The organism is Cytophaga aurantiaca DSM 3654, from assembly GCF_000379725.1.
Lineage (GTDB): Bacteria > Bacteroidota > Bacteroidia > Cytophagales > Cytophagaceae > Cytophaga > Cytophaga aurantiaca.
Map to the genome: position 1 here is coordinate 132,326 of NZ_KB903632.1, position 17,586 is coordinate 149,911.

Below are 17,586 nucleotides of genomic sequence, written 5' to 3' on the forward strand. Positions count from 1 at the left end.
GTTCAAACAAATAGCTCCTATATAGCCACACCTAAATCCAAAACAATAAAACCAAATGGTGCTATCGAAATGTCGCAAACGATGTTGTTTCTTATTTGTGCTTCGAGTTCAATACGACCATTATCGCTATATAAATATACGACTAATTTATTAGTACGGGATATTGGGTGAGCGAGTTTAATTGAAACCTGCTCATTTTCAGCGCCTAAATTATAAAAAATCAATTTAGAAGCACTTAAACTACTAATTTGCAATGCAATACACTTATTAAAAACAGAATTAAGTATTTTGCAGCTTTCAACTTTCCCATGGAACATTTTCCATTTTACTCTTAATGCTGAAAATTGCTGAATTGTTTTAAAGTAAATTGAATTCCGATCAAACAGATCTCCCGTACCCAGGGGATCAAACAAACACTCTCGTATCTCCCCATCATTTCTGCCCCTGCCGGTCAAACCCTGTTCTGTACCGTAATACACACATGGCAAACCAGGAATTAATAAAAATGCACGAAGCAGATTTACTAAAACAGGTTCGTTTAACGCATACCCAATCCGCTGTTTAGGCATTTGCCCGATTTGATCGTGATTGTCAAGAAAACGCACAGGCAAGGCTTTCAGATGCCCTTCTCCAAAACGTATTTTGCTATTCTTTTTACGAAGTAATTTATCTACAGAAGAAAAATAAAAGTTAAAATCCAGATAACCGTCAATTGTTGGATATTCTTTTACAATGGATTCACCTCCGATAATTTCTGCAAACACGAAAAAATCTTTTTGCACTTCGGCAGCATTCTTTTTAATCGCCGTAATGAATTGATTCAACCAGCTTGGATTGATATGTTTTGCAGCATCAATGCGAAACCCATCGCAATCGGTTAATGCAAACCAATAGGAATAAACAGCAACCATGATGTCCAGATTCTGCTGGCCAACGATCGAATCGTTTTGGATCAGATCTTTCAATTCAAATATATCGCCGTCCCATGTTTCAGGCTTCTCCTCCCACTGCCGTATCCTTCCTTTGCGGCTATAACAATTAAAATTTCTTAATTCTATAGGAATTGGTTTGTCTTCAAATCGCCATGCCTTTGTCGCATACTGAATTCCGTTTTTATACACCGGATTTGAAACTTTATACGACCAATTATCTCCTGTATGATTTAAAACAATATCAAAAAATACACGCATGTGTAATGCATGCGCTTTTGCAACAAGTTCAATGACATCTTCTTTGGATCCCCATTGAGGATCGACTTCCAAGAAATTCTCAATGGCATAACCGTGGTAGGATTCTGTATTATTTTGCAAAAATGGATTGATCCAAACAGATGTAAATCCCATTTCAAAAATATAATCCAGCTGCTTTGTAATACCTTTGATTGTACCGCCACATCTGGCTTTCAGCTGTTCGGCGTTTCCAAAACCCTCTCTGGAAGAAATGGTATTCCGATCTTTACCATCATGAAAACGATCTACCAGCAAAAAATACATGATCTCCTCCTCTATTGGTTTTTCAGAATTCCAATAGTGTTTTCCTTTAGTAATTTCTGAAAGAGAAATTTCTTCGATCGACTTCATAAAAAAAGCCCCAAGGGGCTTATTTATACAGATGCTTGAAACGTAAAATGCTTTTTAAATTCTGCCAACTCCTCAGTAAAATTCGTTTGTTTAAGAGGGATGTATTTTAACAATTTCGTTTCAGGATTTATTTTTTGTTCTCTTAATTCTAAATGCTGATTGATGAAAATGAATTCCAATGAAGGATACAGATCTTTTACCTCATCGATCAGATCATAGATCTCTAAATTGCGTTCTGTTAAATTATATATATCTGAAGGAATATCTTTTGTTAAAATTGCTTCCAGCGAATCAACCGCTTTCTGTACATGAATAAATGAACGACTTTGACGGCCATTTCCATGAATAGAGATTCTGTTTTTGTAATGTGATTCAAACATAAATTTATTGATCACCGCATCAAAACGCATGGAAGATGAATAACCATATACATTACCCAAACGAATAATGATTGCATTCATTTTTTCTCCAAGCCTTGACACATGCTCTTCGCCACGCATCTTTGAAACACCATAGATTGTTTTAGGATTAACAGCTACGCTTTCATCGATCAATTGTTTGCCTGAACCGTATACAGAACAACTGCTCACATAGATCATTTTTTTGACTGTTTTGATATCTTCAATGGCATACACCAATTCAGCTGTACCCCAGTGGTTCACCTGTTCAAATAAATGACTGTCTGTATTTGCAAACGGTGTAGAAGCACGGGCAGCTAAGTGATATACAACATCAATCCCTGTTAATACTTTTCTGATTTTGCGTGTATCTAATAAATCACCAAATTCAAATTGAATCTTATCTTTAGAAACATGTTTGGATGCATTAATAAATAAATTATAATTCTCTCTGGACAAATTATCATACACCACAACTTTTGAAACGTCAGGATTTCCTGCAAGTTTAAGCACTAATTCCGTCCCTACATATCCGGCGCCACCAGTAACCAATACATTCATATTATACGATTCTTAAATTAATTCTTACTTACTAATTCGGTATTTAAACCGCATTCTGTTTTATTCAAACCAAACCAACGGCCTTGTCTGTTGTATGTATCAATATCAAATTTACGTGTACATGGTTCGCACCCGATACTCAAGTATCCTTTTGCTTCTAAAGGATGACGAGGTATTTTAAATTCTTTGATATATTTTTCAATCATACGTACGTCCCAATCCAGCATCGGATGAAAACGTATTGTATTGTGAGGAGCAGGCTGCTCAACACCAAAACTTTTACGCACTGCGCTTTGATCTGCACGTACACCATTGATCCATATATCGTAATTAGGCAATACAGCATCCAACGGTTGTACTTTATTCAAATAGCAGCAGTAATCGGGGTCTGAAGTAAATAATAATCTTCCTTCAGCATCTTTCTGCATATTTCTTGGAGTAGAAGAAGATACAACCTGAACATTTAACTTGAACAGGTCTGCAATTTGATCCCGATAGGTGATTGTTTCAGGAAAGTGATATCCTGTATTGATAAAATACACCGGAATTGTATTGTCAAATTCACTCAGAAGGTGAAGCAACACGATACTATGTGTCTGAAAAGAAGATGAAGTAAAAAGCTTTAAGCCCTTTTCCTGATATTCTTTCAATTTTTTGTATATATCTTCCTTTACCATTTCGAAACAAAATTTAATTCTGCAAATTACTAAATAACTACCTTGCAACAAAATTTACTACCCAACAAGTTCCATTTATGAAATATTATTTCGAAATTTAGACTTTATCCTCCCAAACATTTAATTTTTAATTAAAAGTCGAGGATAAATTCTGCAAAAGAAAAGGATTCGAGTTTATGAAATTGTAATTTTGTTAGATATTCGAAATATAAAATTCAAAATATATTGAAAACGGCTATCTTCAGAAAGGAACATTTTAACGCTGCGCATCGTTTGTTTAATTCAGCATGGACAGATGAACAAAACAACCAGGTATTCGGAAAATGTAATAATCCCAATTATCATGGCCATAATTACGAATTGATTGTTAAATTAATAGGAGAAGTTGATCCTGTTACTGGATATGTGTTCGACACAAAGGTATTGAGCGATTTAATTAAAAAACACATACTCTCCCGTTACGATCACAAAAATTTAAATTTAGATTGTGAAGAGTTTAAGCATCTGAATCCAACAGCTGAAAATATAGCTCATCAAATTTACAAAACCTTGCGATCGTTGATTGAACCGTCGATTGATCTGAAAGTAATCTTATATGAAACAGAACGAAACTTCGTTGAATACCCCGCATAAACCAGCTATAATGGACGAATCAGGTGATGACCATATTTCTTCTTCGGCAGAAACGCCATTAAGAGAAGATGCATTTGAAAAAGATGACGCTTTAAAAATTGAATTAATACAAAAACATTTTAAAGAAATTATGCACATACTTGGTCTTGATCTAACAGACGACAGTCTGAAAGGCACACCAAACAGAGTTGCTAAAATGTATGTTAAAGAAATATTCAGTGGTTTAAATCCAGCAAATAAACCCAGTGTAAAACTGTTTGAAAACAAGTATAAGTATAATGAGATGCTCGTTGAAAAAGACATTACGCTTTATTCTTACTGCGAACATCACTTTGTACCAATCATTGGCAAAGCCCATGTAGCGTACATTTCAAACGGACAAGTAATCGGATTATCCAAAATCAACCGATTGGTTGAATATTATTCTAAGAGACCTCAAGTGCAGGAACGTTTAACCGTTCAGATTGCAGAGGCTCTTAAAGAAGCGTTGAAAACAGATGACGTGGCTATAGTCATCGATTCGGCGCATTTATGCGTTTCTTCCAGGGGGGTGAAAGATACAGCCAGCACAACTATTACAGCTCATTACTCTGGAAAATTCAAAGAAGATCAAACCAAAAATGAATTTTTAGCATTTATCCAGAAAAAATGAGATTAGAAGACGAAATTAAACAAGTAAAAGCATTCACTAGTGAATACAGTAAAGCTGCTGTAAACCTTATATACACGTATAACTGGCTAGATTCATTTTCTAAAGTTTTTTTCAATGAATATGATATCACATCACAGCAGTTTAACATTTTACGTATCCTAAAGGGGCAACATCCCAACCCTTCAACCATCAACTTATTGAAGGAACGCATGTTGGATAAGATGTGTGATGCGTCCAGACTGGTAGAACGTTTACGTATAAAAGGTTTGGTAGAACGCTCCAAAGCATCTACAGACAAACGTGCCGTAGATATCTTCATTACTAAAAAAGGCGAACAGCTTTTGGCAAAAATTGCTATAAAATTCCCGGAGTTTGAGCGGAAATTCTTAACGCTGACTGAAGAGGAAGTTGCAGATTTGAACAAGTTATTAGACAAATTAAGAGGGTAATCCACCTACTTATCCACATAATTCAAAATTTAACATATATATCAACTGAACTCGGTTACCAAACTTGTAGTAAAAGTATATAAATCATGAATGACCAAGAGATTTTAGTGCGACTAAAACAGGGCGATGAAAATACCTTGGACTTACTCTATAAACAGCATTACCGGATGATGGTCAAATTGATCCTCAAAAACAACGGTAGTGAAGAGGAAGCAAAGGACATTTACCAGGAGGCACTAATAATACTTTGGCAGAGAGCGCGAGACCCGGAATTTATACTCACCTCTAAAATAAGCACTTACCTTTATAGCGTGTGCTTAAATCTTTGGAGAAAAGAGCTTGAACGAAAAAAACGCTTCTCACACGAAGTAAATGACGGTGTTGAGATCATGGATATGGACAGGGATGAACGCATTAAAATTATCAACAATTGCATTCAAAAACTGGGTGATACCTGTAGAGATATTTTAACATATTACTACTTTGATCGCTTATCGATGGTAGAAATTGCAGAAAAAATGGGTTTTGCAAATTCAGATACGTCTAAGACAAAAAAATACAAATGTAAAAAGGAGCTTGACCTCCTTGTGAAATCTTTATATAAAGAAAGTGACTTTCTTGACTAATTTATGAATATTACAGAAGAAACAATTGATTCATTCTTGCGTGGGGATTTAAACAGTGCCGAGACAGCAGCTTTTAACAAAGCCGTATCCGCCGACCCTAAGCTTCAACAAGAAGTATCAATCCAAAAAGACATTATTGATTCGGTAAAACAATACCGCCATCAACAACTGAAGAATCGCATGAATGCTATTGAAGTGAAACCTGTTGGATTTGGCTTCTTAGGCTCGCCTTACGTAAAGTTAGCTGCATCTGTAGCTATCGTTGCATTGATCGTAGGCTCATTCTCTTTATTTAACAAAGGAAATGAAGGTTCTACAGTTGCTGTTGAATCAAATACTATTGACGATAATACGTCTGCAACAGCAGCTAATACTGAAATAGAATCGCCTGTAGTTTCATCTTCCCAAACGACTTCCGGATCTGAAACACCTTCTGTTGCTGCAGATCAAAAAACTACAGCAACATCTGTGATCCCAAATAACACCAAAGCAGTAAGCGGCTCTAGCAAAAAATCAAAATCGCAAAACAACGCATCGGATGTAGCACATACAGATCTTTCTGAAGAACCTCTTGATACAGACAATGCAATTGACGGCATCAATGACAACTTTGATATGCCTGCAATGAATCATGGCGGAAATACTTCTACGATCTCTTCGCCTCAAATTAAGGTTAGTATTGTTAAAGAAAATAACTTAGGATATCGATTCTTTAACAATCAGTTGTTCCTTCATGGAAACTTCTCAAATAGCACATACGAGTTGTTTGAATTGAACAACAAACCATCAAAACAATTGTTTTTATACTTTGAAAACAACTATTACGAACTGATTCAGGGTAAAACAAAAGTGACTTCACTTAAACCGATTACCGATAAAGCGATTTTACTGCAATTAACTCAGCTAAGAGAGCATTAATCCTAATAACTTCCCGTATTCAAATTGGATAGGTCAGATTTACTTGGTAAATTTGACCTATCGTTTTTTATAGCAGTACGTGGCAGAGATAACAACAAAAAAGAGAAAAAAAATACTGGGGAGCTTTCCCTATACAACAGTAATTTTCAGCATAACCTTATCTTTAAGTGTTATTGGTGTTTTTGGACTTATTTTGATTAATGCTCAATCGATCAAGAAGATCATCCACAATCAAGTCGGCGAAGTACAGATATATGTACACAATCACATCAATGACTCAATGCAGACAGCTTTTAAAACAAACTTGTATCAAAAGAATTATTTAGCGAAAGACGCCTCTGGTGCTCCTGAAATTACCTACATTTCAAAAGAAGCGGCAAAGGACGAATACATCAAACAAACCGGACAGGATTTTACAAAAATCATTGACGAGAATCCGTTGCGGGCATCCTACACCATTCACATTGCAGAAAACTATACAGATTCTTCATCCATGAATTTCATTATCAAAGATCTGAATGCCGATCCTGCAGTATATGAAGTTATTTACGAAGAAGCATTGCTTAAAAAAGTAACACGTAACATCCGAAACGCAGGAATTGTGTTAGCAGCATTTGCGCTCCTCCTTACCATTGTTACCTTCTTCCTTATCAATAATACAATTAAATTAGCGTTATACTCACAACGCTTTTTAATCCGAAGCATGCAATTGGTTGGGGCCCGCCCCTTTTTCATACAAAAACCTTTTATATACAGAGCCATGCTGCAAGGCGCTATCAGTGGTGTATTGGCATCCATCTTATTATTTGCTCTTCAACAGTATGCGTTTGCTTCCATTGAAGATTTACAAAAATTATACGTACCTGAACTAACGTATATGCTATATAGTGCGCTTATCTTTATGGGTGCGTTAATTGGCTTAATCAGTTCATACCTTTCATTACGCAAATACATGTTCTTGTCTTTAGACGATTTATATTAAAATTATGAGCAAAGAAAAATTAGTTTTCGGAAACATCAACTACATCATCATGGTGGCAGGTGTATTATTAATGGTTATCGGATATTTCATTATGGCATCTGATACAACACAGTATGGCTTTGGTCCAAAAGGCTTAACTGTTGGACCAATGATCGTATTGTTAGGTTTGATTGTAGAAGTTGCTGCAATATTTTATACGCCAAAGAACAAAGCTTAAATCATGAATTGGATTGAGGCTATTGTTTTAGCAATCGTTGAAGGCATTACAGAGTTCCTACCTGTTTCTTCAACAGGTCATATGATTATTGCATCAGCAATAATGGGAATTAAAAATGATCCATTTACAAAAGTTTTTGAAGTTGCGATACAATTCGGGGCAATCCTATCTGTAGTTGTACTGTATTTCAAACGCTTCTTCAAAAGTTTCGACTTCTATTTCAAATTATTTGTAGCCTTTATTCCCACAGCGATTGTTGGCTTACTACTAAAACAACATATTGATGAGCTGCTTGAAAAAGTTTGGGTAGTAGCTGCCGCTCTTCTGTTAGGTGGTATTATTTTATTGTTTATTGATAAGTGGTTTGAAAAAAATGAGACCGAAGGCACGGATGAAGTATCTTATAAAACCGGCTTTCTGATTGGATGTTTCCAATGCTTAGCTATGGTTCCTGGCGTATCCAGATCTGCTGCTACAATCATTGGCGGTCTTACACAGAAACTAACCCGTAAAGCAGCGGCTGAATTTTCTTTCTTCCTTGCTGTACCTACCATGTTTGCTGCAACAGCAAAAAGTCTGTACGATGAAAAAGATCTGATTCTTGAATCGACGGATAAAATTCCGTTACTGCTATTAGGTAACATCGTTGCCTTTGTTGTAGCCATGCTGGCAATAAAATTCTTCATTAATATTTTGACTAAATACGGATTTAAAGTATTTGGTTACTATCGAATAGCACTTGGTGCATTGCTGTTGATTCTACTTCTTATGAACGTAGATCTTGCAGTTGTTTAATCTTCCCTCCTCTTCGTATATAGATGTCTGCCGCTATTGAAACTCCTCAGCACGATCTGGTATTATGTTTAGACAAACCATACCATTGGACCTCCTTCGATGTGGTGAAAAAAGTACGCAGAACATTAAAAATGAAAAAAGTAGGTCATGCCGGAACGCTTGATCCACTTGCTACCGGCTTACTCATTGTATGCACAGGTAAAAAAACAAAGACGATCGAGTCTTTGATGGATGATGAAAAAGAATATTCAGGAGCAATCTCATTAGGAGCAACAACAGCTTCTTATGATTTAGAATTACCTCTTGAAAACATAAAAGACATTTCACAGATTACCGAAACACAAATCCGCAAAACGGTTAAACAATTTTTAGGAACCATTACACAAACTCCTCCGATTTATTCTGCTGTTAAGGTAGATGGCAAAAGAGCCTACGACGAAGCACGCAAAGGCAATGAAGTTGTGATCAAACAACGTCAGGTTTTCATCAAAGAATTCCGAATTACCAACATTGAATTACCTCTTGTACACTTCAATATCGTTTGCAGCAAAGGAACGTATATTCGCACGATTGCAAATGATTTTGGAATTGCCTTAAATTGCGGTGCGCACTTACATGCATTACGGAGAGAACGTATTGGAAAATATTCTGTTCAGAGTGCACTCACTCCGGAACAGCTGGAAGCACAATATGCAGCCTTATGAAGATTTACCGCGACATAAAAGAATTTCAAACATTACATAAAGCCGTTGTAACAATTGGCGCATTTGATGGCGTACATATAGGTCATAAAAAAATATTAAACCGTTTAACAGAGTTAAGCAGCCTTGTGAACGGAGAAAGTGTATTGATCACATTCTGGCCGCATCCTCGATTTGTTTTAAAGAAAGATGCCGAACCAATTGGCCTGTTAAACACACTCGAAGAAAAAATACATTTACTCGATACTTATAAGATTGATCATTTATTGATTCTAAATTTCAATGAAGAATTTGCCAAACTAACTGCAGATGATTTTATTGAAAATATATTGATCAAAACAATCGGCACACGTTATCTGGTATTGGGCTACGATCACCGCTTCGGTAATAATAGAGAAGGCAGCATCGATTATTTAAATCAGCATAAAGATCGCTTTGGCATTGAGTCCATTGAAATTCCGAAACAGGAAATCGACTCGCTGGCAATCTCTTCTACACTTATTCGCAAAGCCTTATTAAACGGGGATAGCACTGTTGCCAATCAAAATTTAGGATATCCGTATTTACTGAGAGGTTTTGTAATTGAAGGAAATAAATTGGGAAGAACGATTGGATTTCCAACAGCAAATATTTTTATCGAAGATCAGGATAAGCTCATTCCTAAAAATGGTGTTTATGCTGTACATGTATATATTGAAGGTGAACGTTACAAAGGCATGTTGAATATTGGCGTGCGCCCTACGATTAACAACGACAAACGCAGAACTATAGAGGTGCACATTTTTGATTTTAACGAAGATATCTATGGAAAGACAGTACGTTTAGAACTTCATACATTCATGCGCGATGAAGCCAAGTTTGAAGGCCTCGATGCATTGATTCAGCAATTAAAAAAAGATGAAATAAACAGCAGAGCATTATTATTGAACTAAACTACTTTTTCAGTTCAATATACACAGGAAAGTGATCGCTGTACCCACCGTAATACTTATCTCCCACAAAGGTTCTATACGGACCTGAATTCACATCCTGCTTATAATACAACCACTCCGGATCATATATTTCTGCAGACACAAACTGAAATCCTTTTTTATCCATAACAGATTTGCTTAACAACATCTGATCAAACAAAAGCCAATCTCTTTTATATTTACAAGTCCCTTCTCCTGCATTTTGCTTTGCCTCAAATGGATTAACCATATCTGCGGCTTCATTCTTCTTAGTAGGCTGAAGCTTTGTAATACTTGATATACTTTCATCGTTAGGCTGATCATTGAAATCACCCATAACAATAATAGTACGTGATGGATTTTCTGTTGAAATAGAATCAATCAAACGGAGTGTAAGCTTAGCTGCTTCCAGACGTTTATGTTCCGACTCTTCCTGCCCTTCCCTACGCGATGGCCAGTGGTTTACCAATACGTGAACCGTATCATTCCATAAAATACCTTTTACAACCAGTACCTCACGTAAAAACACATCCGATTCAGAAGATGATAAATACGAAGTAAGCGGAGTAAAATAACTTGTATTGTATAACAAGCATACATCAATACCTCTATTGTCGGATGAGTTATAATGTATGATCTGATAGGAAGAATCTTTTTTCACCAAATCTTCAAGCACGGTTTTGTTTTCAACTTCTGCCATACCAAACAAAGCCAGTGTATGATTTTCATTCAAGCTTTCCATTACTTCCTGAATGTGCTGAATCTTTTGTTGATAGCGCTCATCAGTCCATTTTAATTTGCCTGAAGGCAAAAAATCGTTATCGTTGGTATGTTTATCATCTTCCGTATCAAATAGATTTTCGACATTATAGAAAGCTACTCTGGCTAACGAGGAAGCAGCTTTATTGGATTTATTCGCTGTTTCGGTGTGATACGAACAGGAGAAAAAGATCATAGATATCATCAATACTACTATCCTACTGATATTCATACACTTCATTATTTTATAACAACAATTCTGCTTCATCAGGATAATATTACGATTTCTAAATTTGTTTTAGATGTAAATCATGAAGAAATTAGCAGAAATATTAAGTACAAAATGAAAAATTCAGAAATAAAATTCAGCGTTACGCTGGATGATAAAAACGTACCGGAATCCATTATGTGGGAAGCAACAGATGGCCCTTCAGATAAACCATTGCCAACCGATGCGATCGCAATTTCATTATGGGATCATTCACAAATGAATACCATGCAGATCAATATATGGACAAAAGAAATGCCCGTTGAAGAAATGAAACGTTTTGCGATTGAAGGTATTGGTGGAATGGCAGATTCAATTGAAAATGCTACAGGAGATATAAAAATGGCAGAAATGATTCGCGACTTATGTAAAAAGCTCGTTATTCACGTAAAAGAAAATGCCTCTAAATAAGTAAAAGCCCTCTTAGAAATCCTGAGAGGGCTTTTTTTTTTGAATACGACCCTATTTTTTCTAATTCTTAAAATACTTCTCAAAATAATTAAATCCCTTCTCTGAATCATCTAATTGCAATTCATCAACCTTAAACTTTTCGACCAATATATATAATTAGTCGAAAAGTTTATTACTTTTGTTTTACCGGAATCTAACAACCGAATATCCTATTCCAGGCAATCCTTTAAATAAATCATGCAATCAAGATGAAACAATTAAGTATACTTTTATTGCTATCATTGATGTATACTGCGGTACAGGCACAGCAGGACACAACAACATCCGAACCCACAAGCTTTTCATTGCAGCAGGCAATTGAATACGGCTTAAATGAAAACTTCAACGTAAAAAATGCCAACCTGCAAAGTGATTTGTCAACTGCTCAAAAAGGAGAAGTACGTGCAAATTTGCTACCACAGGTTTCTGCCAATGCGGATTTGATCCACAGTTTTAACGTTCAGCAAAACATTACAGAAAGTGGTGTCGGTTTTCAGGCAAATTCACCACTACCCAAAGGTACTCCTATTGCATTCCAGTTAGGCTTGAGAAATACCTTTACACCAAATGTAAGCGCATCACAAGTCTTATTTGATCAGGCATTCTTTTCTGCACAAGGCGCTGCAAAAGCAAATGAAGAAATTGCAGAAAAGACAATTACACAGACGCGAATTGATGTCAGTGTAAATATTACAAAAGCATACTATGGTGTATTGGTAAATGAGCAACAACTAAAAGCTATTGAATCAAACTTAACAAGTCTTGATTCTTCCTACCAGGAAACCATTGCACGTTATGAATCGGGCTTTGCACGAAACATTGATGTAAGCAGAATTTTAGTGAGTTTGAACAATGTGCGTGAACAGAAAGAAGAGACGACACGTTTGGTTGCTTTAAGCCGTTCTATTCTGCGCTACCAAATGAACCTATCTGAAAACAATCCATTGATCTTAACAGATAGTCTATACCCGGCAATGATGGATGATATTCAAAAGATTTTAACAGAAAAAAAATCTGCGGTATACACCAACCGTATTGAATATTCAATTATGCAAAGTCAGGAAAAGTACAATAACTATTTATTAAAAAATGCAAAGGCAGGTCACTATCCAAGATTAGTAGCAATAAGCACCTTTGGTTATAATCCAGGTGCAACGTACTTTGCAGATTTATCACAGTCTGCACGTTGGCATAATTATTCAACCATTGGTCTGCGTCTGCAAGTACCTATATTCTCTGGATTAGCCGTAAATTACAGAGTTCAGCAACGACAGATTCAATCAAAAATAACAGAGAATAAAAAACACTCTCTGGAAAAAGAAATAGATCTTGAAGTAGAACAAGCGCTGATCAATTTATATAACAGTGTACAATCGTTTAACATACAAAGAGAAAATCTAAACCTTGCTCAGCAAAACCTGGAAATACTCCGTGCTGAATACAAAGCCGGTATTGCGTTAAACGTTGAAGTAACAACAGCTGAATCCGATCTGATTACAGCTCAAACAAACTTCTTCCGTGCAGTATATGTAGCCTTAATATCTAAGGCGAACTACGATAGAGCAGTTGGTAACATCGTTCGATAATTTAAAAGCATTTTAATAAATACACTTATGAATAAAAAAATCAAACAAGGAATTCTATTGATCGTGATCAGTGTAGTTGCTGTTGCATGTGGCGGACCGGCTCAAAATACACCACCTCCAAACCCAGCAGTTGTTACCGATACTGTTGAACTTAAGAACCCAACATACTTTGATGTATATCCGGGAAATGTTGTTGCATTAAACAATGTAGATCTGAATTGTGAAGTAAGCGGATTTATAACCGGAGTCTTTTTTCAGGAAGGCCAACAAGTTCGTAAAGGACAGAAGCTATATGAGATCGAGCAAACCAAATACCAGGCTGCTTATTCAAGTGCGGAAGCATCTCTTAAAATAGCCCAGGCGAATTATGAAAAAACACGCAAAGATGCGGAGCGCTATAAGCAACTTGGTGATAAAGGAATGACAACACAACAAAGACTTGAATACTCCGAAGCAGATTTAGCTACTGCAGAAAGTCAGATTGCGGTTGCCAAAGCAAATCTTTTGCGTGCACAACTTGATCTACAACATGCAACAATCACTGCTCCGTTTGATGGTACAATCGGAATATCATTAGTTAAAAGAGGAGCCTTTGTTACGGCAGGACAAACGAAATTAAATACCGTTTCTTCCAACAATCCGATCGCTATTGATTTTGTAGTGAATGAAAAAGAAATTACTCGTTTTGTAGGCTTAGAAAATAAAAAACTTTCAAGAACTGATTCTTTATTTACGTTGGCACTTCCTGATAAAAGTATCTACCCTTATCCTGGTAAAATTCTTTTCTTAGACAGAGCGGTGGATATGCAAACAGGGACATTAAAGATTAGACTTGAATTCCCTAACCCAACCCGTGCATTAAAAGATGGTATGAGCTGCAACATTCGTGTTGAAAACAAATACTCAGACAAGGTGGTTGTGATTCCAAACAAAGCAGTTGTTGAGCAGATGGGTGAGTTCTTTGTATATGTGATCGAGCAAGATACAGCAAGACAACATAAAATAAAAGCTGGAAAAGTTGTAGGCAAAAACATCATCATCTTAGATGGATTAACAGCCGGAGAACAAGTTGTTGTTGAAGGAATACAAAAATTACGTGACGGTGTGGCTGTTCAAACCGGCGCTCCTAAAGCAGCAGAAGCTCCTAAAAAATAATTAAGCAAAAAACGTATATGATTGCAGATGTATTTATAAAACGACCCGTAACAGCTATTGTTGTTTCGGTTGTAATTACACTGGTTGGTATTCTTACATTAATGAATTTACCAATCAGTCAGTATCCCGATATCACTCCGCCCATCGTACAGGTTACTGGTAACTTTGCCGGTGCGGATGCACAAACTGTTGAACGTACGATCGCAACGCCTATTGAATCGCAGGTAAACGGTAGTCCGGGCATGTCCTTCCTACAGTCGAACAGCACCAGCGATGGTACTATGACAATGAACGTAACATTCGATGTAGGAACGAATATTGACATCGCTACATTGGATGTACAAAACAGAGTAAGTGTAGCTACACCACAGTTACCGGACGATGTGAAGAAGACCGGCCTTACTGTGCGTAAACGTAACCCGACAATTTTAATGTTGGTTGCCTTGTATTCTCCTAACGGAACACACGATGTAAAATTCATGGACAACTACACCAACATCTTTATCAAAGATGCGCTTTTGCGCGTAAAAGGTGTGGGTGATATTTTCACGCGAGCAGATAACTTCAGTATGCGTATCTGGATGAACCCGGATAAACTTGCGCAATATGGTATGACTGCAACTGAAGTTGTAACAAAACTACAACAGCAGAACGTGCAGGTTGCAGCAGGTTCTATTGGTTCATCTCCGCAAACACCGGATCAGGCATTTGAATACTCCCTACAGGTAAACGGCATGCTTGAAAAAGTATCCGACTTTGAAAACATTGTAGTACGTACCAAACCGGACGAGGGTAATATCGTTTATCTAAAAGATGTTGCACGCGTTGAGTTGGGTAAATTCAATTACTCAAGCAACAACTTTGTAGACGGAAAACGATCTTCCTATTTATTGGTTTACCAATCTCCTGGAAGCAATGCGCTTGAAACAGCAGAAGGCGTATACAAAGCAATGGAAGAATTGAAAAAATCTTTTCCAAACGACGTTGCTTATGTAGTTCCATTTGAATCTGTTTCTGTAGTAGATGTATCCATCAATGAAGTTGTACATACACTTGTAGAAGCATTGTTGCTTGTAATCGTTGTTGTGTTCTTATTCTTACAAAGCTGGAGAGCAACATTGATTCCAATCCTTGCTATTCCGGTATCCATCATTGGTACGTTCATCTTCTTTATTCCACTTGGATTTACAGTTAATACATTAACCTTATTTGGATTCGTATTGGCGATTGGTATTGTAGTGGATGATGCGATTGTTGTAGTTGAAGCCACACAGCATTACATAGATCACGAAAAGCTTTCTCCGAAAGAAGCTACCATTAAGGCGATGAAAGATATTTCAGGGCCTGTAATTGCGATTGCACTTATCCTTGCTGCAGTATTCGTTCCGGTAGGATTCATACCAGGTATTGTAGGACGACTATACCAACAGTTTGCGATCACTATTGCTGTATCTGTATTGCTTTCAGCGTTTGTTGCCTTATCATTAACTCCTGCATTGTGTGCCTTGTTATTAAGACCAATGCACTTAGATGAAAATTCAAAAGGCTTAAATAAATTCTTCTTTAAATTCAACTACTGGTTTGCGCGTGTTACTGCATCGTATTCCAATGGTGTAAAATACTGCATCAGAAAATCACCAATGGTATTAGTAATACTGGCATGTATTTTCGTTGCAACATTCGGTTTATTCAAATCCAAGCCAACCGGATTTATTCCAACGGAAGATGAAGGTCGTTTGATCATTACATTTGAATTACCTGACGGAGCATCTACTACACGTACGGTTGAAGTATTAACCAAGATCATGGGCATTGTAAAAGCAAACCCTTCTGTAAATCACTTTGCGGCATTGGGCGGTTTAAATGCAATCACCTTCAGTTCTAAATCAAATAGCGGTACGTTATTCTGTCAGTTAAAACCATGGAAAGACCGTAAAGATGCATCCATGCAGGTTGATGCGATTGTGGGACAATTCCAAAAAGAATTTTCTGCGATCAAAGAAGCAAATATTATTGTAATCCCTCCTCCTCCTATTCCGGGTATGGGTACAGCTTCTGGTTTCAGTTTCATGATCGAACAAAAACAAAGCAACGATGACATCAAAGGGTTTGAAAGAGTGGTAAAACAATTTATGATGGAAGCCAATAAGCGTCCGGAGATTGCAAGAGCCTTCACATTCTTTACTGCACGTGCGCCTGGTTACAAAATAAATGTCGACAGAGTAAAATGTGAACGTATGGGTGTATCTACCGGAGATGTTTTCGGAACCATACAAACATTGATGGGCAGTAGATACATAAATGACTTCTCTATTTATGGAAGAAACTTCAGAGTAGTTACACAAGCCGACACCATGTTCAGAAAAGACATTTCAAATATGGATAAATATTATGTTCGAAATGTAAGCGGAAGTATGATACCGTTAAGCTCACTAGTTACGTATGAAGCGGTTGAAAATGCACCATTGATTTCACATTACAATTTATTCCGTTCTGCAGAATTTAATGGTACTCCTAAACCAGGCTACAGTAGTGGTGATGCAATCAAAGCACTTGAAGAAGTGGCTGCACAGGTATTGCCTGCAGGTTATGGTTATGAGTTCTCAGGTTTAAGTAGAGAAGAGATCAAATCCGGATCCAGTGCTGTATATATATTCGCTTTATCAATCATATTTGTATTCTTGTTCTTAGCTGCATTATATGAGAGCTGGTCTGTACCATTCTCTGTAATGCTTGCAGTACCGCTTGGTGCATTCGGTGCTATCTTAACACTTTATTTCTTACCTAAATTAAGTAACAACGTTTATGCTCAGATTGGTTTAATCACGTTGATCGGTTTAGCGGCGAAGAATGCCATTCTTATTGTAGAATTTGCAAAAGAACGTGTAGATAAAGGAATGGAAATTGTAGCAGCTACAATTGAAGCGGTTCAGCTACGTCTTCGTCCGATCCTTATGACTTCACTTGCATTTATTCTGGGTGTATTACCATTGGTAGTAGCATCAGGCGCAGGTGCTGTATCCAGACAAACTATCGGATGGACAGTATTTGGAGGCATGCTTGCTGCTACAGGTTTGGCTGTGTTTATTGTGCCGGTTTTATATGTTGTGATTACAAAAATTGCATATAGAAATAAAAAATCTCTACCGGCTGAAACTTCAACAAACAATCATTCTTAATTTATCGTACAATACAGCATCCCTTAAACCGGATGCTGTATTTATTTTAA

The 17,586-nt window shown here is 36.8% G+C and carries 18 protein-coding genes; 14 read left to right on the forward strand and 4 right to left on the reverse strand.

Annotated elements, in window-relative coordinates; translation table 11 throughout:
• Positions 1-17: 17 nt before the first annotated feature.
• Genes A3EE_RS0108175 through A3EE_RS0108185 form a run of 3 tightly spaced genes read right to left on the reverse strand, consistent with a single transcriptional unit; the run spans position 18 to position 3,216 of the window.
• Positions 18-1,580 (reverse strand): alpha-amylase family glycosyl hydrolase, encoded by a 1,563-nt coding sequence (locus tag A3EE_RS0108175; RefSeq protein ID WP_018342960.1) that lies wholly within the window; start codon positions 1,578-1,580, stop codon positions 18-20.
• Positions 1,581-1,603: 23 nt separating this feature from the next.
• Positions 1,604-2,539 carry an NAD-dependent epimerase/dehydratase family protein gene (locus A3EE_RS0108180; RefSeq protein ID WP_018342961.1) on the reverse strand — a complete coding sequence of 312 codons (936 nt, stop codon included), beginning with the start codon at positions 2,537-2,539 and terminating at the stop codon, positions 1,604-1,606.
• Between the two features lie 17 nt (positions 2,540-2,556).
• Positions 2,557-3,216 (reverse strand): phosphoadenylyl-sulfate reductase, encoded by a 660-nt coding sequence (locus tag A3EE_RS0108185; protein ID WP_018342962.1) that lies wholly within the window; start codon positions 3,214-3,216, stop codon positions 2,557-2,559.
• Positions 3,217-3,441: 225 nt separating this feature from the next.
• Between A3EE_RS0108185 and A3EE_RS0108190 the strand changes: the two genes are divergently transcribed.
• From A3EE_RS0108190 to A3EE_RS0108235, 10 genes are all read left to right on the forward strand, one after another.
• The gene (locus A3EE_RS0108190) at positions 3,442-3,849 is read left to right on the forward strand and encodes a 6-pyruvoyl trahydropterin synthase family protein (RefSeq protein ID WP_018342963.1); all 408 of its coding nucleotides are present in this window, start codon (positions 3,442-3,444) and stop codon (positions 3,847-3,849) included.
• Positions 3,812-4,501 carry a GTP cyclohydrolase I FolE gene (folE, locus tag A3EE_RS0108195; protein ID WP_026209671.1) on the forward strand — a complete coding sequence of 230 codons (690 nt, stop codon included), beginning with the start codon at positions 3,812-3,814 and terminating at the stop codon, positions 4,499-4,501. The genes A3EE_RS0108190 and folE overlap by 38 nt, the downstream gene beginning before the upstream one ends.
• Positions 4,498-4,950 (forward strand): MarR family winged helix-turn-helix transcriptional regulator, encoded by a 453-nt coding sequence (locus A3EE_RS0108200; protein ID WP_018342965.1) that lies wholly within the window; start codon positions 4,498-4,500, stop codon positions 4,948-4,950. Before folE ends, A3EE_RS0108200 begins: the two co-directional genes overlap by 4 nt.
• An 86-nt stretch (positions 4,951-5,036) precedes the next feature.
• Positions 5,037-5,576 (forward strand): RNA polymerase sigma factor, encoded by a 540-nt coding sequence (locus tag A3EE_RS0108205; RefSeq protein ID WP_018342966.1) that lies wholly within the window; start codon positions 5,037-5,039, stop codon positions 5,574-5,576.
• 3 nt (positions 5,577-5,579) lie between these two features.
• Entirely contained in the window at positions 5,580-6,494 is a 915-nt protein-coding gene (locus tag A3EE_RS0108210) for a hypothetical protein (RefSeq protein WP_018342967.1), read from the forward strand.
• A gap of 79 nt (positions 6,495-6,573) precedes the next feature.
• Positions 6,574-7,476 carry a cell division protein FtsX gene (locus A3EE_RS0108215; RefSeq protein ID WP_018342968.1) on the forward strand — a complete coding sequence of 301 codons (903 nt, stop codon included), beginning with the start codon at positions 6,574-6,576 and terminating at the stop codon, positions 7,474-7,476.
• A gap of 4 nt (positions 7,477-7,480) precedes the next feature.
• Positions 7,481-7,693, forward strand: coding sequence for a DUF3098 domain-containing protein (locus A3EE_RS0108220; RefSeq protein WP_018342969.1), 213 nt, complete (start codon positions 7,481-7,483; stop codon positions 7,691-7,693).
• Between the two features lie 3 nt (positions 7,694-7,696).
• A complete protein-coding gene (locus tag A3EE_RS0108225) occupies positions 7,697-8,488 on the forward strand; it encodes an undecaprenyl-diphosphate phosphatase (RefSeq protein ID WP_018342970.1) in 792 nt (263 codons plus the stop codon).
• A 23-nt stretch (positions 8,489-8,511) separates the two neighbouring features.
• Entirely contained in the window at positions 8,512-9,192 is a 681-nt protein-coding gene (gene truB / locus A3EE_RS0108230) for a tRNA pseudouridine(55) synthase TruB (RefSeq protein WP_018342971.1), read from the forward strand.
• A complete protein-coding gene (locus A3EE_RS0108235; RefSeq protein WP_018342972.1) occupies positions 9,189-10,121 on the forward strand; it encodes a bifunctional riboflavin kinase/FAD synthetase in 933 nt (310 codons plus the stop codon). Before truB ends, A3EE_RS0108235 begins: the two co-directional genes overlap by 4 nt.
• 1 nt (position 10,122) lies before the next feature.
• Here the strand turns inward: A3EE_RS0108235 and A3EE_RS0108240 are convergent, their stop codons facing one another.
• Positions 10,123-11,130, reverse strand: a complete 1,008-nt coding sequence (locus A3EE_RS0108240; RefSeq protein WP_245553818.1) for an endonuclease/exonuclease/phosphatase family protein — start codon at positions 11,128-11,130, stop codon at positions 10,123-10,125.
• Between the two features lie 111 nt (positions 11,131-11,241).
• Here A3EE_RS0108240 and gldC point away from each other — a divergent pair, with 111 nt between their 5' ends.
• The 4 genes from gldC to A3EE_RS0108260 all read left to right on the forward strand — a co-directional run bounded on the left by gldC (position 11,242) and on the right by A3EE_RS0108260 (position 17,536).
• Positions 11,242-11,577 (forward strand): gliding motility protein GldC, encoded by a 336-nt coding sequence (gene gldC, locus A3EE_RS0108245; RefSeq protein WP_018342974.1) that lies wholly within the window; start codon positions 11,242-11,244, stop codon positions 11,575-11,577.
• A gap of 248 nt (positions 11,578-11,825) precedes the next feature.
• Positions 11,826-13,202, forward strand: coding sequence for a TolC family protein (locus A3EE_RS0108250; RefSeq protein WP_083921255.1), 1,377 nt, complete (start codon positions 11,826-11,828; stop codon positions 13,200-13,202).
• A 27-nt stretch (positions 13,203-13,229) separates the two neighbouring features.
• Complete coding sequence (locus A3EE_RS0108255) at positions 13,230-14,357, forward strand: efflux RND transporter periplasmic adaptor subunit (RefSeq protein WP_018342976.1); 1,128 nt, start codon at positions 13,230-13,232, stop codon at positions 14,355-14,357.
• Positions 14,358-14,374: 17 nt separating this feature from the next.
• Entirely contained in the window at positions 14,375-17,536 is a 3,162-nt protein-coding gene (locus A3EE_RS0108260) for an efflux RND transporter permease subunit (protein WP_018342977.1), read from the forward strand.
• Positions 17,537-17,586 lie beyond the last annotated feature (50 nt).